Raw genomic sequence first — 23,725 nt, 5'->3', positions numbered from 1 at the left:
CGCAGCGGCTCGGTTGCGTAAAATGGTGTCACACTCCCGTTTCGAGTACCCAGCATCATGGCCGACAAGCCCCTGCGAGACCTGCGTCTCGACACCCCGGCGACGTCCACGCCGGCCCCCCGCGTCGAGTTCCCCTGCGACTATTCGCTGAAAATCGTCGGCGATGCCGCCGACGATTTTCAGGACAGCGTGGCTGAGGTGGTCGAGGCCCATGCGCCCGGCTTCGACCGCGAGTCGATTCGCGTCGTCGACAGCCGCAACGGCAAGTTTCAGTCGGTGCGGCTGACCATCGTCGCCACCGGCAAGCCCCAGCTCGAGGCACTGTTTGCCGCGCTCAAGGCCACCGGCCGCGTCCACATGGTGCTGTAGATGAGCGAGCATCCCGTCGCGCCTGTACAGGTCTACCGCCTGGGTCGCCAGCCGTACCTGCCGGTGTGGCAGGCGATGCGCGAGCTGACCGATACGCGCGACGCCGAGACCCCGGACCAGTGCTGGGTGGTCGAGCACGATCCGGTCTTCACCCAGGGCCAGGCCGGCAAGCCCGAGCATCTGCTGATGCCCGGTGATATCCCTGTGGTACAGACTGACCGCGGTGGCCAGGTGACCTATCACGGCCCCGGCCAGCTGGTGGTCTATCCGTTACTCGATGTGCGCCGTACGCGGCTCGGCGTGCGCGAGCTGGTGACCGCGCTGGAGCAGGCGGTGGTCGGCGTGCTGGGGGATCTGGGGATTGCGGCGGCGGCGCGGGCGGACGCCCCGGGGGTCTACGTGGGCGAGGCCAAGATCGCCTCGTTGGGGCTGCGTATACGTCGCGGTGCCAGCTTCCACGGCGTGGCGCTCAACGTCGATATCGATCTCACTCCGTTCTCGCGTATCAATCCCTGCGGCTATGCCGGCATGGCGATGACGCGCATCAGCGACCTGGTCTCTGTGGCGCCGGACGCGGACAGCGTGGCGCGTGGCATGGTGCGCCATCTGGGTGAGCAGTTGGGGCGTGACCTGGACTGGGCAGCGCCCGGCGAGCTGCCGGAGCACTGCCGCCTGCAGCAGGGGGTCAGCTTACCGGCGTGACCGGAATCAGGCCGTCATCCGCGGGCGCCTGCTGGCCGGGTACCTTGGCCGGGGCGGCCAGCCCCAGGTTGTTCTTCTCGAACACCTGGTCGGCGCGGTAGCTGGAGCGCACCAGCGGTCCCGAGGCGACTTCCAGGAAGCCCCGCTCCAGGCCCAACTGGCGATAGCGCTCGAACTCCTCGGGGGTCACCCAGCGCTCCACCGGGAGGTGGTTCTTGGTCGGGCGCAGGTACTGGCCGAGGGTGACGATGTCGACGCCGATCTCGCGCAGGTCGTCGAAGGTGGCGAGGATCTCCTCTTCGGTTTCACCGAGGCCCAGCATCAGGCTGGTCTTGGTCAGCACCTCGGGCTTGTGGCGCTTGGCAAACGCCAGCACGTCGAGGGTCTTGCGGTAGCCGGCGCGGGGATCGCGGACGCGCTGGGTGAGGCGCTCGACGGTCTCGACGTTCTGGGCAAACACCTCGAGGCCGGAATCCACCACGTCGGCGATGGCGTCGTGCACGCCGTCGAAATCCGGGGTCAGGGCCTCGACCACCACCTCCGGGGTGCGCGCCTTGATGGCGCGGACGCAGGCGGCGTAGTGGCTGGCGCCACCGTCGTCGAGGTCGTCGCGGTCCACCGAGGTCAGCACGATGTAGCGCAGCCCCATTAGCTCCACCGACTTGGCGGTATTCTGCGGCTCTTCATGATCGAGCCAGCCGCGTGGGTTGCCGGTGTCCACCGCGCAGAAGCGACAGGCGCGGGTGCATACCGAGCCCATCAGCATGATGGTGGCGGTGCCGTTGCTCCAGCACTCGCCCATGTTGGGGCAGTGCGATTCGGCGCACACCGTGCTCAGGCGGTGCTCGCTGACGTTGCGCTTGACCGCCTCGAAGCGTTCGCCGCCGGCGATCTGGATGCGCAGCCAGGGCGGCTTGCGGCCGTTGCTGACACCCTCGTGGGGCTCTGCTGTTTCGCTCTGCCTGCGCTGCTTGATGCCATCCTTGATCACGGACATGCCGTGCTCGTTGCGGAATTTGGCCCCGCTGGAAACGGCTTGCGACGGCTTGTTGCTCATAGCGATTCGCGCCTCTCTGTTCGCTGCCCGGGCGGCGTCACCCGAACCAATATGGGCGCCACTTTAGCATAAGGTCGGGGGTGGGTTCAGCCTGCCCCGGCTGTTCGTACCCTTGGCATGCCCCAGCGTGCCTCGAGCTCGGAGCTAACCCGTCGGCAGGCCTAAGAGGAGGCGCTGTAAACCCATCCCTGGGCGCTACCTTGCGCCCTGCTGCGCTCTCGCATCCTGCTCCGCTTGCAGGACCGGGGCTGGCCATCCATGGCCAGCCCGTTCGGAGACATGCTCCTCACCCATGGCGCAAACCTCCTCTCCGACCTGCCCCCGGCGTCCTCGCAATCGGCACTGATGGCGGCGGATCAGTCCCGAGCGGTGCTTGCCCAAATTAACTGCCTTGTGCCTTGGGTACCGGCAGGCAGACCACCGAGTGGCCGCGGTGGGGCGTCAGCGGGGCGCTGAAGTGGGCGTTGAGCTCCGGCAGCAGCTCCTGGACGAAGCGCAGGAACAGCTCGGTGATCGGCGAGGGGTGGCGGTCCTTGGGATACACCGTGCACCACGAGCGGCGCAGCGGAAATCCGGGCAGCGGCGGCGAGGCGAGCAGCCCGCCGGCCAGTTCCAGCTGCACGGCCAGGCGCGGCAGTACCGCCACGCCGAGATGCGCCATCACGCCCTGCTTAATCGCCTCGTTGGTACCCATCTCGATGGTGTGGGCCAGCGTCACCCGCTCGCGGGAGGCGAAGTCCTCGAAGGCGCTGCGGGTGCCGGAGCCAGGCTCGCGCATCAGCACATAGTGGTGGGCGAAGTCGTCGAGGGTCGGGCTGGGGCTGTGCATCAATGGGTGTTCCGGCCACACCACCGGGATCATCTCGTTGTCGAGGATCGGCATGAAGGTGAGGTTGGGGTCATCGGGCACCATGCCCATGATTACCAGGTCGTCGCGGCGCTCGGCGAGGCGCTCCAGGGCCTGGCCGCGGTTGCATACCCGTAGGCGAATCTGCACCTCGGGGTAGAGGGCGCGAAAGCGCGCCAGGATATACGGCACCACGTACTGGGCGGTGGAGACTGCCGCCAGGTTGAGCTCGCCGCGGATGCTGCCGGCCATCTCCGAGAGCGCCATCTGCAGGCTCGAAACCTGACCGAAGATCGACTGTACCGAACTCGCCAGGGCATCGGCGGCGGGCAGCACGTGCAGGGTCTTGCCGGCATACTTGAACAGCGGCTGTTCGAGGGCCTGCTCGAGCTGGCGGATCTGCGCGCTGACCGCCGGCTGAGTCAGGCCGAGCTGCTCCGCCGCCCGCGAGTAGGACTGCTGGCGGTGCACGGCCTGAAACACCTGCAGCTGGCGGAAGGTCAGGCGGTTGAGCAGACTGGGTCGCGTCATCGAGGCGTCCAAGCGGTGTCGGTTATGACAGAATAGGTCATTGAAATACTATCAACTTTGCTTGGGTGGGTCGCCATGTTCCACAAGCTGCTGATCGCCAACCGCGGCGAGATTGCGGTGCGCATCGAGCGCGCCTGCGCCGAGATGGGCATCCGCTCGGTGGCGGTGTACACCGAACCGGACCGTTTCGCACTGCACGTGAAGCGCGCCGACGAGGCCTACTTCATCGGCGATGACCCGCTGGACGGCTACCTGGATGCCCAGCGCCTGGTCGACCTGGCCCGCGAGACCGGCTGCGATGCGCTGCATCCCGGCTACGGTTTTCTTGCCGAGCAGGCCGATTTCGCCAGGCTGTGCGCCCAAGCGGGCATTGCCTTCATCGGCCCGGATGCCGAGGTGATCGCGCGCATGGCCGACAAGAGCGGCGCGCGGGAGACCCTGCGCGAGGCGGGCATCCCCGTCACGCCGGGTTCGCGGGCGCCGCTGGCAAGCGTAGAGGAGGCGCTGGCGCTGGCCGAGGCGCTGGGCTACCCGGTGATGCTCAAGGCCAACCACGGCGGCGGCGGCCGCGGCCTGCGGCGCTGTGACGACCCCGCCCAGCTCGAGCAGGCCTGGGACCAGGTCGGCGAAGAAGCCGATGCACGTTTCTCGAGCGGCGCGCTGTTCCTCGAGAAGTGCCTGGTCGGCAGCCAGCATATCGAGGTGCAGGTGCTGGCCGACCGCCACGCCAGCGTGATTCACCTGTTCGAGCGCGACTGTTCTATTCAGCGCCGCAACCAGAAGCTGATGGAGATCGCCCCCAGCCCGCGGCTGACCCCCGAGCAGCGCGCCTACGTCGGCCTGCTGGCGGTGCGCGCGGCGCGGCTGGTGGGCTACGAGAATGCCGGCACCGTGGAGTTCCTGGTCAGGGGCAACGAGATCTACTTCATGGAAATGAACACGCGTATCCAGGTAGAGCATACCGTCAGCGAGGCGGTCACCGGGGTCGATATCGTGCGCGAGCAGATCCGCATCGCCTACGGCCTCAAGCTGGCGTTTCGCCAGGAGGACATTCGCCACCACGGCTACGCCATCGAGTTTCGTATCAATGCCGAAGACCCCAAGAACGACTTCCTGCCGTCGTTCGGCCGTATCACCCGCTACTATGCGCCAGGTGGCCCCGGGGTACGCACCGACACCGCCATCTATACCGGCTATCGTTTGCCGCCTCACTTCGACACCCTGTGCCTCAAGCTGATCGTGTGGGGCATGACCTGGGAGGAGACCCTCGACCGCGGCGTGCGGGCGCTCAACGACATGCGCCTGCAGGGCATCAAGACCACCGCGCCGCTCTACGAGGAGATCCTCAAGCACCCCGACTTTCGCCGCGGCGCCTTCGATACCGGCTTTGTGCTGCGCCACCCCGAGCTGCTCGACTACTCGGTGAAGCGTAATCCCGACGAGGTGGCGCTGGTGGTGGCTGCCGCCATCGCCGCCCACGCCGGCCTATGAACCACCGCCCTGACAGGGAGAGAGACATGACCGCCAACCCCGACACCCGGGTGCGCCTCAGCGATGTGGTGCTGCGCGACGGCCATCAATCGCTGATCGCCACGCGGCTGCGCACCGACGACATGCTGCCGGTGTGCCCGGCGCTCGACGCCATCGGCTTCGAGTCGCTGGAGGTATGGGGCGGGGCGACCTTCGACGCCTGCGTGCGCTTTCTCAAGGAGGACCCCTGGCAGCGCCTGCAGCGGCTCAAGGCTGCGCTGCCCAACACGCCGCTGCAGATGCTGCTGCGTGGCCAGAACCTGGTCGGCTACCGCCACTACGCCGATGACGTGGTGGAGGCCTTCGTGGCGCGCGCCGCGGCGGGCGGCATCGATGTCTTCAGGATGTTCGACCCGCTCAACGACCTGCGCAACCTGGAGACCGCCATGGCGGCGGTCAAGGCCGCCGGCAAGCACGCCCAGGGCGCGATCTGCTACACCATGAGTCCGGTGCATGACCTGAAGATGTACGTCAAGGACGCCCGCCGGCTGGTGGCGATGGGCGCCGACTCCATCGCCATCAAGGACATGGCCGGGCTGCTCACGCCCTACGCCACTGCCGAGCTGGTCGCCGCACTGCTGGATGCCGTCGAAGTGCCTGTACACCTGCACGCCCACGCCACGTCGGGGCTGGCTGCGCAGTGCCATCTCAAGGCGGTGGAGGCGGGCTGCCGTCATCTCGACACCTGCTGTGCGGCCTTTGCTGGCGGCGCCAGCCATCCGGCCAGTGAGGCGATGGTGGCGACCTTCCAGGACACCGACTACGACACCGGGCTCGACCTCGAGGCGATCAAGGCGGTCAGCGACCGGCTGCGCGAGGTGCGCCGCCAGTATGCCGGTTTCGAGAGCGAGGTGACCCGCGAGGACATCGGCGTGCTGGTCAGCCAGGTGCCCGGCGGAATGATGTCGAATCTCGCCCACCAGCTGCGCGAACAGAACGCACTGTCGCGGATTCGCGAGGTGTTCGACGAGATCCCGCGGGTGCGTGCCGACCTCGGCTATCCGCCGCTGGTCACGCCGACCTCGCAGTTCATCGGCTCCCAGGCGGTGACCAACGTGCTCACCGGCGAGCGCTACAAGACCATCAGCAACGAGATCAAGCGCTATCTGCTGGGCGGCTACGGGCGCCCGCCGGCCCCTGCCGACCCTGAGCTGCGGCGCCTGGCGGTGGGCCAGGAGCCGGCCGAGCAGGGCCGCCCGGCGGACCTGCTGCCGCCTGAGATGGCGCGCTTTCGCCAAGCGATCGGCAGCCTTGCCGAGAGTGAGGAGGACGTGCTGACCTATGCGCTGTTTCCCGACATCGGCCGCGACTTCCTGCAGGGGCGCCGCGACGGCAGCCTGATCCCCGAACCGCTGCCGGCGCCGGACGTCGGCCAGCGGCCGGTCAGCGAGGGCACCCCCACCGAATTCGTGATCGACGTTCACGGCGAGTCCTACAACGTGCAGATCACCGGCGTGGGTCGCGACCGCGGCGGACGCCGCCAGGTCTACCTGACCCTGGACGGCATGCCCGAGGCGGTGGTGTTCGAGCCCCGCGACCGCTATCAGCCGCCGCCAGAGAGCGGCCGCGCCCGTGCCAGCGGCGCCGGCCACGTGACCACCGCCATGCCGGGCAACATCGTCGACGTGCTGGTGGCCGTCGGCGACCGGGTCGAGGAGGGCCAGCCGGTGCTGATCACCGAGGCGATGAAGATGGAAACCGAGCTGCACGCGCGGCGCGCCGGTACGGTGATCGCGCTGCACGTGGCACGCGGCGAGCGGGTGATGCCCGGCGAGGTGCTGGTGGAGATCGAGTGACGCGGCGACTGGCAAGCATCAGGCGAAACGACTAGTCTATATTGCAATGCAGCATGATGGCATAATGGCCTCACTCGAGTCATCGCAGCTGATCTTCGCAAGAAACGCTGGCGGTAGGTCGAAGGGGAGGTTTGCGCCAGGGATGGCGCAAGTAGCGCCCAGGGACGGGTTTACAGCGCCTCCTCGTAGGCCTACCGCCAGATCAGTTTGGAGCGGTTCTGCTCTCTGTGATGACGCTACCACTTTCCGCCGCTATGGAGTGATCTCATGCTACCGGCCGCTAGTTCCATGATGAATGCGTCGCTTGCGATGTTCGATCCCCTCGGCATCGGCCGCGCCAGCGTCGACTACTGGCGCGACAGCCTCGAGCGCAGCGTGCTCTACCTCGACGTGATGCGCCAGCGCGGCAATCAGTATCTCGAACATATGGAGCAGACCAAGCCCAATGTGCTGGGCTTCGAGTCCGAGGTGCTGCTCGACGGCCGCGATCTGCCGCGACCGGTCAACTACGAGCTGTTGCGTATCGTGCCGCCGGCCGGGGTCGACGTCGACCCGCTGGCACGCCCGTTCGTGGTGGTCGACCCCCGCGCCGGCCACGGCCCCGGCATCGGCGGCTTCAAGCCCGACAGCGAGATCGGCGTGGCACTGCGTGCCGGCCATCCCTGCTACTTCATCGGCTTCCTGCCATTCCCCGAGCCGGGTCAGAGCGTAGAGGACGTGGTTGACGCCGAAATCGCCTTCCTGCGCGAGGTGATCGCCCGCCATCCCGATGTCTCGGAGAAGCCGATGGTGGTGGGCAACTGCCAGGCCGGCTGGCAGATCATGATGGCCGCGGCGCTGGAGCCCGAGGTGTTCGGTCCGATCCTGATCGCCGGGGCGCCGCTCTCCTACTGGGCGGGTGAGCGCGGCGGTGCACCGATGCGCTACACCGGCGGCATGACCGGCGGCAGCTGGATGACGGCGCTGGCCGGCGACCTCGGCGCCGGGCTGTTCGACGGTGCGCTACTGGTGCAGAACTTCGAGAAGCTCAATCCGGCCAATACCCTGTGGGACAAGCAGTATCGGCTCTACGCCAACGTCGACAGCGAGGCCGAACGCTACCTGCAGTTCGAGCGCTGGTGGGGCGGGCACGTGGTGCTCGGCGCCGAGGAGATCCAGTACATCGTCGATAACCTGTTCATCGGCAACCGCTTGAGTACCGCCGGGCTGTCGACCCGCGATGGGCGGCGTATCGACCTGCGCAACATCCGTTCGCCGATCGTGGTGTTCTGCTCCAAGGGCGACGACATCACGCCGCCGCCCCAGGCACTGGGCTGGGTGCGCGATCTCTACGCCGACGTCGAGGATATCTACGCCCACGAGCAGACCATCGTCTACTGCGTACACGACACCACCGGCCACCTGGGCATCTTTGTGTCAGGCAGCGTATCGCGCAAGGAGCACACCGAGTTCACCGCCAACATGGACTACATCGACGTGCTGCCGCCGGGCCTCTATGAGACCCAGGTCACCGAGCGCGCGCCGTCGGGCAAGGATGCCGCGCATATCGACGGCGACTACCTGCTCGAGTTCACCCCGCGCGACGTCAAGGAGCTCGATGAGATCGTCCAGCCCAATGAGGAAGACGACCGCCGCTTCGCCACCGTGGAGCGGGTCTCGCAGATCAACCTGGGGCTCTACCAGATGCTGCTGCAGCCGTGGCTCAAGGCAATCATGACGCCGGAAGCGGCGCGCTGGATCCGCCGCATGCATCCGATCCGCCTGGCCTACAAGCTTTATTCCGATCGCAACCCGTTGATGGTGCCGATCCCGGTCATCGCCGAGCGCGTACGCGCGGAGCGCCAGGTGGCGGAGGCCGACAACCCGTGGCGCCTGGCCGAGAGCGTCGCCAGCGACCATCTCAGCGGCAGCCTCGACGCCTACCGCGAGCTGCGCGACAGCCTCACCGAGAAGCTGTTCATGGGCTGGTACGGTCAGCCGTGGCTGCAGACCGTGGCCGGCCTTGGCATCGGCGGCGAGCCGCTGCGCCGGCGTCCCGGCATCGAGCCGGAGCATCGCCGCTTCGTCGATAACCGCCAGGCCGAGCTGTGCCAGCGTATCGATCAGGGCGGCGGCCACGAGGCGGTGATGCGTGCGCTGATCTACGTGCTCGGCGGAGCCCCGTCCACCGACGAGCGCAACTTCCAGCGCCTCAAGGCGTCGCGGGATGAGCTCGAGCCGGGCCTCAAGCTGGCCGACTTCAAGGCGCTGGTGCGTGACCAGTTCTTCATCCTCAAGCTCGACCGCCCGCGGGCCCTGGCGGCCATCCCGACGCTGCTGGCCAGCTGCAGCAACGCCGAGATCGACGAGCACCTCGAGCATCTCGAGCATGTGCTGGCAGCCAGCGGGCCTCAGGCCGAGGGCGTCAACGAACGGCTCGACGAGGTGCGCGGCTACTTCGCCGAGGCGCGCCCGGCGCCTGCTCCCAAGCCCGTTGCCGCACCGGTCGAAGAGGCCGCGTCCGTTGCAAAGGAGCCTTCGGCAGAGAAGCAGGCGCCTGCCAGGAAAGCGCCGTCTGCGCAGAAAAAGCCAGCGGCCAAGCCGCGGGCCCGCAAGGCACCAGCCGACAAGCCCAGCGATAAAGAGTGAGTCAGCTGCTTAAACGCCAACGCCGCCCATGAGGGCGGCGTTGGTGCGTTAGGTGATGCCTGTCAGTCGGCGCGGGCGCTGACCCAGGCTCCAGCGTCGGGGATGGCGATGTCCACTTCCTCGCCAACATAGGGCGAGGAGATCAGGAAGTCGGCGCTGGCCGCATTGCAGGCCACCGGGATGTTCCACAGCGCGGCCAGGCGCAGCAGCGCCTTGACGTCGGGATCGTGGGGCTGCGGTGCGAACGGATCCCAGAAGAAGATCAGCAGGTCGAGGCCTTGCTCGGTGATCCGCGCGCCGATCTGCTGGTCGCCGCCCAGCGGCCCGCTCATCAGACCCTCGACCTCGAGCCCGCGCTCCTTGGCAATCCGCCGCGCGGTGGTGCCGGTGCCGACCAGCTGGTGCTGGGCCAGGGTCGACTGCCAACGTTCGACCCAGGCCAGCATCTCGTCCTTCTTGCCGTCGTGGGCGATCAGCGCAATGCGCTTGCGCGCGGGCAGGGTACGGCTGGCCTGCTGGACCGGGCGCAGGTCATTGTCGGGGAGGGGGCTCATGGCTCACTGTACCTCGAGAATCTTCATGGTATTGGTGCCGCCGTGGGCGTTCATATGGTCGCCGCGGGTCAGGATCATCAGCTGGCCGGCTTCGGCAATGCCGTGGTCCTTGAGGATCGCCATGGCCTGACGGTTGAGCTCGGTGGGGTCCATGTCGGCGGTGTCGAAGGGCAGCGAGACCACGCCGCGATACAGCGCCATGCGCCGCTGGGCGGTGGCGCTGTGGGCCAGGCCGACGATCGGCAGCCCCGAGCGAATCCGCGAGGCGATCAGCGGCGTATAGCCGGTGGCGGTCATGCAGGCGATGGCGGCGACACCCTCGAGGTGGTTGGCGGCGTACATCGCCGACAGCGCGATGGTCTCGTCGATCTGGGTGAAGCCTTCGTGGATGCGGTGGCCCGACTCCTGGGCGGTGCGTTCGCGCTCGGCGCCCAGGCACAGCCGGTGCATCGCCTCGACGGTCTCTACCGGGTAGTCGCCGGCGGCGGTCTCGGCGGATAGCATCACCGCATCGGTGCCGTCGAGCACCGCGTTGGCGACGTCGAACACCTCGGCCCGGGTCGGCAGCGGCGAGTCGATCATCGACTCCATCATCTGGGTGGCGGTGATCACCGCGCGGTTGAGGCTGCGGGCGCGCTTGATCATGCGCTTCTGCACGCCGATCAGCTGGGCGTCGCCGATCTCCACGCCGAGGTCGCCACGCGCTACCATCACCGCCTCGGAGGCGAGGATGATGCCGTCGAGGGTGGCATCGTCGGCCACTGCTTCGGCGCGCTCGACCTTGGCCACCAGGCCGATCTCCTTGCCGGCTTCACCGAGCAGGTCGCGGGCCTCCTGCATATCGGCGGCGGAGCGCGGGAAGGAGACCGCGAGGTAGTCGACGCCGATGTCGATGGCGGTCTCGAGGTCGGCCTTGTCCTTGTCGGTGAGCGCTGCGGCGGAGAGGCCGCCGCCCTGCTTGTTGATGCCCTTGTTGTTGGACAGCTTGCCGCCGACCACCACCGTGGTGTGGACCTCGTCACCCTGGATGGCGCTGACCTCGAGCACCAGTCGACCGTCGTCGAGCAGCAGGCGGTCGCCGACGGCGACGTCGGCGGCCAGGGTCTTGTAGTCGCAGCCGACCCGGGAGGCGTCGCCGGCGTCGCTGTCCAGCGCCATGTCGAGAACGAAGCTGGCACCCTCGTCAAGGGTCACTGCGCCGTTGGCGAAGCGCGCGATACGGATCTTGGGGCCCTGCAGGTCCCCCAGGGCGGCAACGCTCTTGCCGAGGCGCGCGGCGATCTCGCGGACCCGGGCCAGGCGGCGGCGGTGGTCATCGGCGGAGCCGTGGGAGAAGTTGAGGCGCACCACGTCGACGCCGGCCTCGAGCATGGCTTCGAGTACGCCGTCGCGGTCGCTGGCCGGTCCCAGGGTGGCGACGATCTTGGTGCGGCGGATAGCGTTGAGCGGGGCTGTCGACATCTGTCTCTCCTGAAGAATAGTGCCGGTGAATCAGTGGCCTATGCGCTCTCGGCACAGGCTCGGCCGGCGTGCTTGGTATTATGTAGTGATTTTACTACATGATACTACACCAAGGGCTCGACCCGGGAAACGTCTTGCCGAGCCCACTCCCGGCGGTCTAGGGTCAAAGGAGCGTGGCGGCTCGGCGCCAGCGCCGAGACTAGCGCGGCTTCTGGCACTGGGTTAGGGTAGGCGCATTTTTCCAACGCCGCGTAGTACATGTAGTAGTACGTGTGGCGAACGACTCGCAGGTCCAGGGCGCTGGCCCGGACAACAGGAATGTGGAGCACTATGGGCAAGTCACTGGTCATCGTCGAGTCGCCGGCCAAGGCCAAGACGATCAATAAGTACCTCGGCAACGATTTCATCGTGAAGTCGAGCGTGGGTCATATCCGTGACCTGCCGACCAGCGGCTCGGGCAAGGCAGCCTCCGACCCTAAGGAGCGCGCCCGCCAGGCCGCTGCGACACGCAAGATGTCGCCGGAAGAGAAGGCGGTATACAAGAAGCACAAGTCGTGGGATCAGCTGATCCGGCGCATGGGCATCGACCCCGAGCATGGCTGGGAAGCGCACTACGAGGTGCTGCCGGGCAAGGAGAAGGTGGTCGCCGAGCTGCAGAAGCACGCCGAGAAGGCCGACGCCGTCTATCTGGCGACGGATTTGGACCGCGAAGGGGAGGCGATTGCCTGGCACCTTCAGGAGACCATCGGCGGTGACCCCTCGCGCTACAAGCGGGTAGTGTTCAACGAGATCACCAAGAACGCCATCCAGGAGGCCTTCAAGGAGCCTGGCAGCCTCAATATCGAGCGCGTCGAGGCGCAGCAGGCGCGGCGCTTCCTCGATCGCGTGGTGGGCTTCATGCTCTCGCCGCTGCTATGGGCCAAGGTCGCCCGCGGGCTCTCCGCCGGTCGCGTGCAGTCGGTGGCGGTGCGTCTGATCGTCGAGCGCGAGCGCGAGATCCGTGCCTTTGTGCCCGAGGAGTTCTGGGACGTCCACGCCGACCTGGCGGTGGCCGACGACGCCAAGGCCGATCCGATCCGCTTCGAACTGGTGCGCCAGGATGGCAAGGCCTTCCGGCCCACCTCGGAGACCGAAACCCTGGAACGCATCGCCGCGCTGCGCAAGGCGAGCCTGGCGATTACCGCGCGGGAGGACAAGCCGACCCGCTCCAAGCCCAATGCGCCCTTTATTACCTCGACCCTGCAGCAGGCCGCCAGCGGCCGCCTGGGTTTCTCGGTCAAGAAGACCATGACCCTGGCCCAGCGCCTCTATGAGGCGGGCTATATCACCTACATGCGGACCGACTCCACCAATCTCTCCAAGGATGCGGTGGACGGCGTGCGCGAGCATATCGAGCAGGCCTACGGCAAGCGCTACCTGCCCGAGGCGCCCAACCGCTACTCCAGCAAGGAGGGCGCCCAGGAGGCCCACGAGGCGATTCGCCCCTCCGACGTCACCCTCAAGGCCAGCGACCTTTCCGGTATGGAGCGTGACTCCGAACGGCTCTATGAGTTGATCTGGCGCCAGTTCGTGGCCTGCCAGATGACCCCGGCGGAGTATCTGTCCAGCACCCTGACGGTGGAGGTCGACGGCTATGAGCTGCGCGCCAAGGGCCGGGTGCTCAAGTTCGACGGCTATACCCGGGTAATGAAGCCGTCGGGCAAGAACGAGGACCAGTCGCTGCCCGACCTCGCCGAGGGCACGTCGATGACCCTCGAGCAGCTCGATCCGCAGCAGCACTTCACCAAGCCGCCGGCGCGCTTCACCGAGGCGAGCCTGGTCAAGGAGCTGGAGAAGCGCGGCATCGGCCGGCCGTCGACCTACGCCTCGATCATCTCGACCATCCAGGACCGCGGCTATGTCAAGCTCGAGAGCCGGCGCTTCTATGCCGAGAAGCTCGGCGATATCGTCACCGAGCGTCTCAAGGAGTCGTTTCCCGACCTGATGGACTTCTCGTTCACCGCGCGCATGGAAGACGGCCTAGACGAAGTCGCCGAGGGCGAGCGCAACTGGCAGGCGCTGCTCGACGCCTTCTACGCCGAGTTCAAGAAAGAGCTCGAGATCGCCGAGAGCGAAGATGGCATGCGCCCCAACCAGCCGGTGCCGACCGGCATCGACTGCCCGACCTGCGGGCGCAAGATGCAGATCCGCACCGCCTCCACCGGGGTCTTCCTGGGCTGCTCGGGCTACAACCTGCCGCCCAAGGAGCGCTGCAAGACCACCATCGACCTGATCCCCGGCGAGGAGGCGGTAGCCGCCGACGCCGGCGAAGAGGCCGAGACCGAGGCGCTGCGCGCCAAGCACCGCTGCCCCAAGTGCGGCACGGCGATGGACAGCTATCTGATCGACGAGACCCGCAAGCTGCATATCTGCGGTAATAGCCCAGACTGCGACGGCCACGAGGTGGAGCAGGGGCGCTTCAAGCTCAAGGGCTACGAAGGCCCGGTCATCGAGTGCGACAAGTGCGGCAGCGAGATGCAGCTCAAGAGCGGCCGCTTCGGCAAGTACTTCGGTTGTACCAACAGCGAGTGCAAGAACACCCGCAAGCTGCTCAAGAGCGGCGAGGTGGCGCCGCCCAAGATCGACCCGATCCCGATGCCCGAGCTGGCCTGCCAGAAGGTCGATGACCACTACGTGCTGCGCGACGGCGCCAGCGGCCTGTTCCTGGCCGCCAGTCAGTTTCCCAAGAACCGCGAGACCCGCCCGCCGCTGGTCAAGGAGCTCAAGGCCCACGCCGAGGAGCTGCCCGAGAAGTATCACTTCCTGCTCGAGGCGCCCAGCGAGGACCCGGACGGGCGGCCGGCGCAGATCCGCTTCTCGCGCAAGACCAAGAGCCAGTTCGTGATGACCGACGAGGACGGCAAGGCCACCGGCTGGAAGGCGCTCTACGAGAACGGCAAGTGGCAGGTGGAGGACAAGCGCAAATGACCCCCCGCGGGCGCACCAACCAGCTGCTCTACCAGGCCGAGCTGCTGCTCGCTCAGGCGCCGGGTGACGACGAACACGCCGCGGCACGCCGCATGGCGCAGGAGGAGGGCGCCCTGGCCCTGCTCGAGCTGGCCTTGAATGCCGCGCTGCGCGAACTCACCGAGCATGCCTTGCTGGCGCGCCACGACTGGCGCGAGCTGCTCGCCGACGACAGTCCGCCGCTGGCCGCCCTCGAGCACCTGCGCGAGCTGGCGCGCCGCGACGGCAGCTGGCTGGACGTGTTGCTGGCGCGCCTCGAGGCGCTGCACGCCGTGGAGGGCGCGGCACGCCGCCAGCCGCCGCGCAGCGGCCTGATCGTCAGCGCCGCCCAGCACAGCCTGGCCGACGAGCTGGGCGAGGCCCTCGCCGGGTTCAAGGCGACCCTTGCCACCCTGCGCGAAACCAGCGAGGAGTGGTGACCAAGGCTATCGCTATTGCCCTTAGACGAAGGACGCCAGGGACAGGCAGAAGAGGAGGTTTCAGTGGTGACGCCGCGCCGCCCTAAGTGGTAGTCTGGCCATCAAGACGACGACCATGGTCCTTGCCCTGGTCGTTTTTTGTTGTCACCGCTAGTGTCCCCACGCTGGGAGAGAGGTCGCCGTGTCTGATACCGCTATCCTGGAAATCGTCGAGCTCAGCGACGGCGAGATCGTGCTGCGACCCGCCGAGGGCGAGGGCGAGCCGCTGCTGCGCATTCGTTTCTCCGAGGAGGCCGCCGAGCTGCTGCGCCAGAGCCGCTTCGAGGTCGCCCAGGAGATGATCGACCACGCTATTACCCGCAGTAAACTGTGGCAGGAAGAGAGCGACGACCAGGCCTTCCCCGCCACCCTGCACTGAGTCAACGCTGCGCAATTTACGATCGAGCCCGCCGTTAACCGGCGGGCTTTTTGCTGGTAGCACCAAGGCAAGGGTGCCGTTCTCCCTTTCAGGGTGGCCTTCTCAGGCCGGCTGGTAAAATTCAATCACTCGTTTAAACTCTGGCACAGCAGTCGCGCCCAAGGTCGGAACAGGCCGCGCGTTTCGGACATGACGCAATAACGATCAAGCGAGAGTGATCATGATCGCAGGGAGCCTCAAGGGAATGATGGCGCTGGTCGCCTGGCTGCCGGTGGTGGCCTGGGCGGCCAGCGTCAGCGTGGCGCCGGCGGATCTGCCGCGTGGCAGCGCGTCACTGGTACAGCTAGAAGCCGAGCTAGAGCGCCTCAGCGCCGGCCGCGAGCCGCTGAGGCTGATCGGCGATGCGCAGGCGCCGTCCTTTCGCGACGCCGACGACCTCGAGCAGGGACTACGCGGTGAGCGCGACCCCTTTATTCATCTGCCCGACGACCTGGCCGGGGGTACCGCGCTGCGGCATATCGCCATCGTCGGCCCGGCGGCGCAGGCCCAGCGCGCCGCTGAGCTGCTTGCCGAGCGCGCCTCGGCCCGCGATATCAGGCTCTCACTGCACCCCCCACGCCACGACGCCATTGCCGAGATCGCCGCCGCCGACATCGCCTTGATCCTGGCGCTGCCGGCGCTCGACGCCGACGCCCAGCGCGACTGGTTCGAGGCGCTCACGGACGCCGGCGTGCCCGGCGTGGCGCTCTCCGACCCCGCCCAGGTCGAGCACGGCGCGCTGCTGTCGTTGCCCGGGGCGGTAGATGAAGCCGCCTGGCTGCGGCGGCTGGCGCTGCGTCTCGACGATCGTGCCGCCGGTCGCCCGGTCGAGGCGCTGGATGCCTGGCCGACCCAGGGGCGCGAGTGGCTCAACCTGGCTACGGCAAGGGCGCTCGGCTGGTCGCCGGACTTTGCCTTGCTGACCCGCGCGCGACTGCTCGAGGCGTCGTGGGGCGAGGCCCCTGGCGATGCGAGTGAGGCGGGTACCCTGAGCCTCGAGCAGGCGATAGCACTGGCGCTGTCCGACAACCTGAACCTCGAAATCGCCCGCCACGAGGTCGACACCGAGGCGCTGGCAGAGGACGAGGCGCGCTCGCGCTGGCGGCCCAATCTCTATCTCGAGGCCACCGGCCGCCAGATCGATGAGCAGCGCGCCGCCCTGGGACTTGGCCAGCAGCCCGAGCGCCGCGCCACCGCCGGCGTGACCCTCGAGCAGCTGCTGTTCTCGGAGCCTGCCCTGGCCGCGCTGACGGTCAGCGCGAGCCTCGACCGGGTGCGCCGCGCCGAGTTGGAGGTCGAGAGCCTCGACCTGGCGCTGGAGACCGCCCGCGAGTTTCTCGACGCGCTGCGTCTCGATGCCCAGCTCGAGGTGCTGCGCGAAGACCTCGAACTGGTCGATGCCAATCTGCGCCAGGCCGAGCGGCGCGAGGCGGCCGGTGCCGCCGGCCGCGAGGAGCGGATGCGCTTCGAAAGCGAGCGCGCCCAGGCCCGTGAGCGGCTCGACCAGGCGCAGGCCCAGCGCGAGCAGCTCAGGCTGGCACTCAACCGCCGCTTGGGCCGTGCGCCGTCGGCGGCGCTGCGACCCCAGGCGCCGGATACCCGGCGGCCCGAGTGGCTGGCTGGTGATGAACGCTTCGCTGCGGCGGTGCGCAGCCCGGCGCGCCTCGAACAGTGGCAGACGCAGCTGCTGGCGGACGCGCTGCGCGACTCCCGCGAGCTGCAGGCGCTGGCTGCGGGGCGCGAGGCGGCCCAGCGCGAGCTGGTCTCGCGGCGGCGCGCCTTCTGGGCGCCGGAGGTGGGCCTGCAGGTCAGCTACGAGCGTGAGCTCTACCGTGACGGCGCAGGCGACAGCGCCCCCTGGGAGTCCGATGCTGCCGCGGTGCAGGCCGGCGTGGCCGCCCTCGACGACGCCGGCGTGACGTTCCCCGAGACCGGCTCGGACGCCTGGAGCGTGGGGATTTCGGCGCGCCTGCCGCTGTATGCCGGCGGGCGCCGTAGCCTCGAGCGCGAACGCAGCGCGCGCCAGTTGGAGAGTGTCACCCTGCGCGAAGAGGATGCCCGGCAGGGTATCGAGACCCAGCTGCGCGCGGCGAGCGTCGAACTGGCCGCCGCCTGGCGGCGCATCGGCCTGCGCGAGACCTCCCGCGACAACGCCGTGGCGGCCCGTGATCTCGTCGAGTCGGCCTGGCGCGAGGGCGCCGCCGAGCAGGTCGCGCTGCTCGATGCCCAGACCAGCGCACGCCAGGCCCAACTGGCCGAGGTCGAGGCGCGCTGGCAGTACCTGCAGTCGCTGATACATCTGCAGCGCGCCCTGGGCATGCTGCCGGGCCCGCTCACCCCCGCCGACCGCGACCGCCTGCTGGCAAGCTTGCCGCAATGATACCCATGACCCGGAAGCCCATGCGTATGACGCCCTGGATTCTCCCCCCGACCATCCTGCTGCTGGCCTTGGCCCTGATCGGCTGCGACAGTGCCCCCCCCGCCGAGGAGGCGCTGCGCCCGGTGCGCACCCAGCTAGTCGAGCCGGGCGTGCCGGATGCCGAGCGGCGCCTGCCCGGGCGGCTCGAGGCGGGGGCCAACCGCCGCCTGAGTTTTCGTCTCGATGGCCAGCTCGATGCCTTCGAGGTCAGCGTCGGCGAGCGGGTCGCGGCCGGCCAGCCGCTGGCGCGCCTCGACAGTACCGATATCACGCTGCAGCGCGACCAGGCCCAAGCCGGTCTGGCCAGTGCGGCGGCCACTGCGGCCAATGCCGAGGCCGAGTGGCAGCGTGCCCGGCGCCTGTATGAGGCCGGCAGCGCACCGGCGCGCCAGCTTGATGCCGCCCGCGCCCAGGTCGAGTCGGCTCGTGCCCAGCAGCGCAGTGCCGAGCGTCAGCTGGCGCTGGCCGAACGCCAGTTGGGGTTTGCCGAGCTCGACTCGCCGGGGGCGTGTCGCGTGGCCCAGCGGCTGGTCGAAGCGGGGGAGAACGTCGGCGCCGGCCAGCCGGTGCTGGTACTCGCCTGCGGCGAGGGCATGGACGTGCGTGCGGCGCTCTCCGAGGACCTGCTCGAACGGGTTGAAGAGGGCGATCGGGTCGAGGTCGAGCTGCCGCTACTGGGGCTCACGCTGCAGGGGCGGGTGGCCGAGATCGGCCTGCCGCTGCAGCCGCCCCAGGCGACCTGGCCGCTGCGGGTCAGCCTGGAGGTTGGCGACGATAGCGCTTCGGCGACGCTCACGCCGGGCATGGCCGCCGAGATCCGCCTGCCGCAGGCCGCCAACGGCGCCGACTCGCTGTGGGTGCCGATGGCGGCGGTGGGCGAGGATGACGCCGGCCACTACGTCTATGTGGCCCTCGAGGAGGACGCGGCGGAGACCGACGCCAACGACCGGCCGCTGGCGCAGATCGAGCGGCGCGAGATAGGCCTCGGGCGACGCCAGGGCGAGTCGCTTGAGATCGTTGCCGGACTCGATGCCGGCGAGCGGCTGGTAGTCGCCGGCATGAGCCGTATCAGCGACGGCCAGCGGGTGCGCCTGGAGGCGAACCGATGAGCCTCACCGCTGCCGCGCTGCGCTACAACCGCGTCACCGTGGTGGCGCTGCTGGTTATCTTCCTGGGGGCGGTGATCAGCTACCTGGGCATCTCGCGAGCCGAGGATCCCGAGGTCACGGTGCGCGTGGCGCAGATCGTCACGCCGATGCCGGGTGCCACCCCGGAGCGCATAGAGCAGCTGGTCAGCGACCCGCTGGAAACCGCGATCATGGAGATGCCGGAACTCGACTATGTCGAGAGTACCTCGCGGGCCGGGGTGTCGATCATCCGCGTCGAGCTGCGCCCCGATGTGGCCGACGTCCAGGCCGGCTGGGACAAGCTGCGGCGCAAGATCGGCGATATCCAGCACCAACTGCCCGACGAGGCCCACCCGCCGCAGATCAACGACGAGTTTGGCGATGTGTTCGGCATCATGCTGTCGCTGACCGGCGAGGGCTTCTCGCCGGCCGAGCTCAAGCAGGTCGCCGACGACGCCCGCGATCGCCTGCTGCAGCTGCCCGACGTGGCCAAGGTCACCCTCCATGGCTATGCCGAGGAGAGGATCTTCCTCGACTACAACGAGGCGCGGCTGGCCGAGCTCGAGGTGTCGCCCCAGGGCCTCGGGCAGCTGCTGGCGGCGCGCAATATCGTGCTGCCCGGTGGGGCGATCCGCTCGGGCAGCGAGCGGCTGGTGCTCGAGCCCACCGGCAACTTCGAAAGCATCGACGACATCCGCCGCGCGCTGGTGCCGCTGCCTGAAGGCGAGCGCGTGCCGCTGGGCTCGCTGGTGGAGGTCTATCACGGCTACGCCGACCCGCCGATGAGCCGTTACCACGCCAGTGGCGTACCGGGCCTGGCGCTGGGTGTAGCGATGCGCGAGGGCGGCAATATCACCGACCTGGGCGATCAGGTGCGCCAGCGCATCGCCGAGATAGAGGCCGAACTGCCCATTGGCCTCGAATTCGAGGAACTGGCCTTCCAGCCGGACCGCGTCGACGAGCGCATCAATGAGTTCCTGATCAACCTGCTGCAGGCGGTGGTGCTGGTCTGCGTGGTGATGCTGCTGTTCCTCGGCCTGCGCACCGGGTTGATCGTGGCCAGCCTGGTGCCGGCGGCGATCCTCGCCTGCCTGGCCTTCATGGGGCTGTTCGACATCGGCCTCAATCAGGTCTCGCTGGGGGCGCTGATCATCGCCCTGGGCATGCTGGTCGACAACGCCATCGTCATGGTCGAGTCGATCCAGGTCTCGACCCGCGAGGGCAAGAGCGTGCGCCAGGCGGCGCTGGAGTCGGCCGCCCAGCTGCGCTTTCCGCTGTTGACCGCCTCGTTGACCACCTCGGCGGCCTTCCTGCCGCAGTTCCTGGCGGTCTCCGATGTCGGCGAATACACCCGCTCGCTGTTCCAGGTGGTGACCATAACGCTACTGTCGTCGTGGCTACTGTCGCTGACCATGATCCCGCTGCTGTGCGTGGCACTGCTCAAGCCCAAGCGCGAGACCTCCGACGCCCAGCCAGCAGATGCCGGCGAGCAGCCCGCGGGGCGTGTGGCACGCGCCGTCTACCCGCGCTATCGACGCGGCCTGCTGGCGCTGCTGCGCCATCCGCTGCCGACCCTGGGCGTGGTGCTGGGGCTGTTCGCCCTGACCCTGGTCGGTTATGGCTATCTGCCCAAGATCTTCTTTCCCCAGGCCGAACGTAACCTGGTCACCGTCGAGCTGCGGCTACCCTATTCGGCGCCCATCGAGCGCACCCGCGAGGTGGTCGAGGCGATCGAGGCGCATCTCGGCGAGGCGCTTGCCGCCGAGCGCGATGACGCCGGCGAGTGGCGCCGCGACGGCGTGACCCACTGGGGCAGCTTCATCGGCTTCGGTGGCGAGCGCTATATCATCAATCACGCCCCGGAGCCGCCGAGCCCCGAGTACGCCTTCATGCTGCTGCAGGCCAACCGCTGGGAGGCCGTCGCCCCCTTGATCGGCGAGCTCGACGAGTGGCTCAACGATGAATTTCCCGACCTGCGCGCCAGCGTCAAGGCCACCAGCTTCGGCCCGCCGGTCAAGGTGCCGCTGTCGATCCGGCTGTCGGGCAACGACCGCGAAAGGCTGGCCGAGATCGCCGAGCAGGTGCGCCGCCATACCGACGACCAGCCGGGTACCCGCAACGTGCGCGACGACTGGGGCGACTGGGTCAAGCGGCTGCGCGTCGACGTCGACCCGGCGCGGGCCCTTCGCGCCGGGGTCACCGAGCGCGATGTGGCGCTGAGCCTGCAGTCGGCGCTGTCGGGTATCGAGGTGTCGACCTTCCGCGACGGCGACACCCTGGTGCCGATCATGCTGCGCCATGAGCGCGGCGAGCTGCGCAATGCCGACGAGCTCGACGACGTGGTGGTGATGCCCCAGGAGGGCGGCCAGGGTGTGCCGCTGGCCCAGGTCGCCGAGGTCAAGATGGTCTGGGGGCCGCCGCGCATCCTGCGCCGCGACCGCTATCAGACCATCTCGGTGGAGTCGGAGCTGGCGCCGGGGATCACTGCCGAGGCGATGGCCGCCGAGCTGCGCCCCTGGCTCGACGCTCAGCAGGCCGATTGGCCCAGTGACGTTTTCTACGAATTCGGCGGCGAGATGGAGGCCTCGCAGATCGGCACCGCCTCGATCGCCGAGAAGCTACCGATCGGTGCCATGGTGATCCTGGTGCTGCTGGTGATGCAGTTCAACTCGCTGCGGCGCCCGCTGATCATCCTGACGACTATCCCGCTGTCGCTGATCGGGGTGGTCTTCGGCCTGCTGATCACCGGCTCGCATTTCGGCATCATGACCTTCCTCGGGGTGGTGTCGCTGGCCGGCATCGTGATCAACAACGCCATCGTGCTGATCGACCGCATCGATCTCGAGCGTAGCCGCGGCCTGGCGCCGCTGGAGGCGATCCTCGAGGCCGGCAGCCGCCGCCTGCGGCCGGTGGTGATGTCGACCCTGACCACCAGTGGCGGCCTGCTGCCGCTGTGGCTGGGCGGCGGCCTGCTGTGGGCGCCGATGGCCATTGCCATCATCTTCGGCCTGCTGGCCGCCTCGATCATCACCCTGTGCGTGGTGCCGGTGCTCTACGCGCTGCTGATGCGCGTGCCGGTCGACAAGCACGAGGCGCCAGCAGGCGACGCCGAGGGGCGAGCTGTGTCAGGCTGAAGGCCTACTCCCTGATGAGGCAGCACCGGTGGAACGAGTCGCGATACTGGTCGACGTGCAGAACGTCTACTACACCACCCGCGAGGCGTTCGGTCGTCATTTCGACTACCACGCCTGCTGGGCGCGCTTCGCGGCCGACCGCGAGGTGGTGGTCGCCAACGCCTATGCGGTGGAGCGCGGCGACCCGCGCCAGCAGCAGTTCCAGGCGATCCTGCGCCGCATCGGCTTTACGATAAAGCTCAAGCCCTTCATCCAGCGCAGCGACGGCTCGGCCAAGGGCGACTGGGACGTTGGCATCACCCTCGACGCCATGGAGGCCGCCGCCGAGGTCGACCGCCTGGTGCTGCTCTCCGGCGACGGCGACTTCGACCTGCTGGTGAGCCGCATCCGCGAGCGCTATGGGATTCCCGTCGAGGTGGTTGGTGTCGAGCGCCTCACCGCCGCCTCGCTGATGCGCGCCGCAAGTCACTTCGTGCCGATTGAAGGCGACTTGTTGCGCTAGCAACATCGCCCCGACTCGCCTGTTTAGCCTGTCGCTCGGCACTAATCCGTCGGCAGGCCTTCGAGGAGGCGCTGTAAACCATCCCTGGGCGCTACCTACGCCCAGCTGCGCTCTCGCATCCTGCTCCGCTTGCAGGACCGGGGCTGGCCATCCTTGGCCAGCCCGTTCGGAGGAATCCTCCTCACCCCTGGCGTAGAACCCTCCTCTTCGGCCTGCCCCCGGCGTTCCTCGCTAGTGGCAGTGGCTAGCGCCTTTGTCGGCAGGCCCTTAGCCTAGGCGCGGGTAGGGCAAAAACGCCCAATTTGACTAGGCTGTAGGTGAGTCGCCACGTTGGGTGTCGGGTTTGGCGCCCACATCGTCAGGCGAGCAATAGGAGGTGATAGCGATGTCAGATCAACTGCTTTCCCCCAAGATGCTTGGCTACTGGACGCTGGATGAGCTCAGCGAGGTGCCCGATGAGTCGGGGATCTACTGCGTTTACCGCGCCGCCCACGACCCCGAAAGCGGCGAGATGGAGGTGCAGGAGCTGATCTACGTAGGCGAGCACCGCAATGCCCGCCACGGCCTGACCTTCCATGAGGACCACGCCAGCTGGCGAGACTTCCTGCAGCCGGAGGAGGCGCTGTGGGTCAGCGTCGGCCTCTCGGGGCATATCAACCGCGAGCGACTGGCGGCGGCGATGATCAATGCCCACAAGCCGCGCTTCAACCTGCACAGCGAATACATCGAGTACTTCCCCTTCGATCAGACCACCGTCCACCTGTACGGAAAGAAGGACAAGCTGCAGTCGATCTTTACCGTCGAGCGCCACGACCCGCCGAACCATCAGCAGGCGGCGGTTTAGCGGCGTTGAGCTGCTCCGCCTCGGGTAATGCTGATAGCGAGGGACGCCGGGGGCTGGCCGTAGAGGAGGTTTGCGCCATGGGTGAGGAGGATTCCTCCGAACGGGCTGGCCAAGGATGGCCAGCACCGGTCCTGCAAGCGAAGCAGGATGCGAGAGCGCAGCAGGGCGCAAGGTAGCGCCCAGGGAGGGGTTTACAGCGCCTCCTCGCAGGCCTGCCGCCGGATGAGTCCCGAGCGATGCCGGTCACTGCAATACCTTTGTCTCTCTGGTGACCGGGCGTAGTGGGAATGCTAGCCAGCACAGGGTGAACCGCGGCCCGATAGCGCGTACAATCGCGCCCCT

The 23,725-nt window shown here is 68.1% G+C and carries 17 protein-coding genes; 13 read left to right on the top strand and 4 right to left on the bottom strand.

Going from position 1 to position 23,725, the window contains the following annotated elements:
• Window positions 1-57 precede the first annotated feature (57 nt).
• Window positions 58-369 carry an HP0495 family protein gene (locus QC821_RS18600; RefSeq protein ID WP_309724535.1) on the top strand — a complete coding sequence of 104 codons (312 nt, stop codon included), beginning with the start codon at window positions 58-60 and terminating at the stop codon, window positions 367-369.
• On the top strand, window positions 370-1,071 hold the full coding sequence (gene lipB / locus QC821_RS18595) for a lipoyl(octanoyl) transferase LipB (RefSeq protein WP_309724534.1): 702 nt from the start codon (window positions 370-372) through the stop codon (window positions 1,069-1,071).
• On the opposite strand, the gene lipA is transcribed toward lipB, so the two are convergent.
• Both lipA and QC821_RS18585 read right to left on the bottom strand, forming a co-directional pair.
• Complete coding sequence (lipA, locus tag QC821_RS18590) at window positions 1,055-2,128, bottom strand: lipoyl synthase (RefSeq protein WP_309724532.1); 1,074 nt, start codon at window positions 2,126-2,128, stop codon at window positions 1,055-1,057. The two genes, lipB and lipA, sit on opposite strands and share 17 nt — an antisense overlap.
• A 382-nt stretch (window positions 2,129-2,510) precedes the next feature.
• Complete coding sequence (locus tag QC821_RS18585) at window positions 2,511-3,506, bottom strand: LysR family transcriptional regulator (RefSeq protein WP_309724530.1); 996 nt, start codon at window positions 3,504-3,506, stop codon at window positions 2,511-2,513.
• A gap of 75 nt (window positions 3,507-3,581) precedes the next feature.
• On the opposite strand from QC821_RS18585, the gene QC821_RS18580 reads away from it, so the two are divergent.
• From QC821_RS18580 to QC821_RS18570, 3 genes are all read left to right on the top strand, one after another.
• The gene (locus QC821_RS18580; RefSeq protein ID WP_309724528.1) at window positions 3,582-4,997 is read left to right on the top strand and encodes an acetyl-CoA carboxylase biotin carboxylase subunit; all 1,416 of its coding nucleotides are present in this window, start codon (window positions 3,582-3,584) and stop codon (window positions 4,995-4,997) included.
• A 26-nt stretch (window positions 4,998-5,023) separates the two neighbouring features.
• Entirely contained in the window at window positions 5,024-6,832 is a 1,809-nt protein-coding gene (oadA, locus tag QC821_RS18575) for a sodium-extruding oxaloacetate decarboxylase subunit alpha (RefSeq protein WP_309724526.1), read from the top strand.
• 267 nt (window positions 6,833-7,099) lie between these two features.
• Entirely contained in the window at window positions 7,100-9,460 is a 2,361-nt protein-coding gene (locus tag QC821_RS18570) for a DUF3141 domain-containing protein (RefSeq protein ID WP_309724524.1), read from the top strand.
• Between the two features lie 62 nt (window positions 9,461-9,522).
• Here QC821_RS18570 and QC821_RS18565 read toward each other — a convergent pair whose 3' ends face one another.
• Window positions 9,523-10,014, bottom strand: coding sequence for a methylglyoxal synthase (locus QC821_RS18565; protein WP_309724522.1), 492 nt, complete (start codon window positions 10,012-10,014; stop codon window positions 9,523-9,525).
• Between the two features lie 3 nt (window positions 10,015-10,017).
• Window positions 10,018-11,475 carry a pyruvate kinase gene (pyk, locus tag QC821_RS18560; protein ID WP_309724520.1) on the bottom strand — a complete coding sequence of 486 codons (1,458 nt, stop codon included), beginning with the start codon at window positions 11,473-11,475 and terminating at the stop codon, window positions 10,018-10,020.
• Between the two features lie 330 nt (window positions 11,476-11,805).
• Here pyk and topA point away from each other — a divergent pair, with 330 nt between their 5' ends.
• From topA to QC821_RS18520, 8 genes are all read left to right on the top strand, one after another.
• A complete protein-coding gene (topA, locus tag QC821_RS18555; protein WP_309724518.1) occupies window positions 11,806-14,442 on the top strand; it encodes a type I DNA topoisomerase in 2,637 nt (878 codons plus the stop codon).
• Window positions 14,439-14,900: a DUF6586 family protein gene (locus tag QC821_RS18550; protein WP_309724516.1), complete on the top strand. Its 462-nt coding sequence runs from the start codon at window positions 14,439-14,441 to the stop codon at window positions 14,898-14,900. Before topA ends, QC821_RS18550 begins: the two co-directional genes overlap by 4 nt.
• Window positions 14,901-15,081: 181 nt before the next feature.
• Window positions 15,082-15,318, top strand: a complete 237-nt coding sequence (locus QC821_RS18545) for a hypothetical protein (RefSeq protein ID WP_309724514.1) — start codon at window positions 15,082-15,084, stop codon at window positions 15,316-15,318.
• Between the two features lie 220 nt (window positions 15,319-15,538).
• Window positions 15,539-17,737, top strand: coding sequence for a TolC family protein (locus QC821_RS18540; protein ID WP_309724512.1), 2,199 nt, complete (start codon window positions 15,539-15,541; stop codon window positions 17,735-17,737).
• 5 nt (window positions 17,738-17,742) lie between these two features.
• Window positions 17,743-18,885 carry an efflux RND transporter periplasmic adaptor subunit gene (locus tag QC821_RS18535; protein ID WP_309724510.1) on the top strand — a complete coding sequence of 381 codons (1,143 nt, stop codon included), beginning with the start codon at window positions 17,743-17,745 and terminating at the stop codon, window positions 18,883-18,885.
• Window positions 18,882-22,037, top strand: coding sequence for an efflux RND transporter permease subunit (locus QC821_RS18530; RefSeq protein ID WP_309724509.1), 3,156 nt, complete (start codon window positions 18,882-18,884; stop codon window positions 22,035-22,037). Before QC821_RS18535 ends, QC821_RS18530 begins: the two co-directional genes overlap by 4 nt.
• Before the next feature lie 28 nt (window positions 22,038-22,065).
• On the top strand, window positions 22,066-22,539 hold the full coding sequence (locus QC821_RS18525; protein WP_309724507.1) for a LabA-like NYN domain-containing protein: 474 nt from the start codon (window positions 22,066-22,068) through the stop codon (window positions 22,537-22,539).
• A gap of 385 nt (window positions 22,540-22,924) precedes the next feature.
• The gene (locus QC821_RS18520) at window positions 22,925-23,383 is read left to right on the top strand and encodes a hypothetical protein (protein ID WP_309724505.1); all 459 of its coding nucleotides are present in this window, start codon (window positions 22,925-22,927) and stop codon (window positions 23,381-23,383) included.
• The last annotated feature ends 342 nt before the right edge of the window (window positions 23,384-23,725 follow it).

Origin of the sequence: Franzmannia qiaohouensis (genome assembly GCF_031451695.1) — a bacterium.
Taxonomy (GTDB): Bacteria; Pseudomonadota; Gammaproteobacteria; order Pseudomonadales; family Halomonadaceae; genus Franzmannia; species Franzmannia qiaohouensis.
The sequence above is the reverse complement of the archived record's forward strand: the minus strand, read 5'-3'. Positions and strand labels throughout refer to the sequence as shown.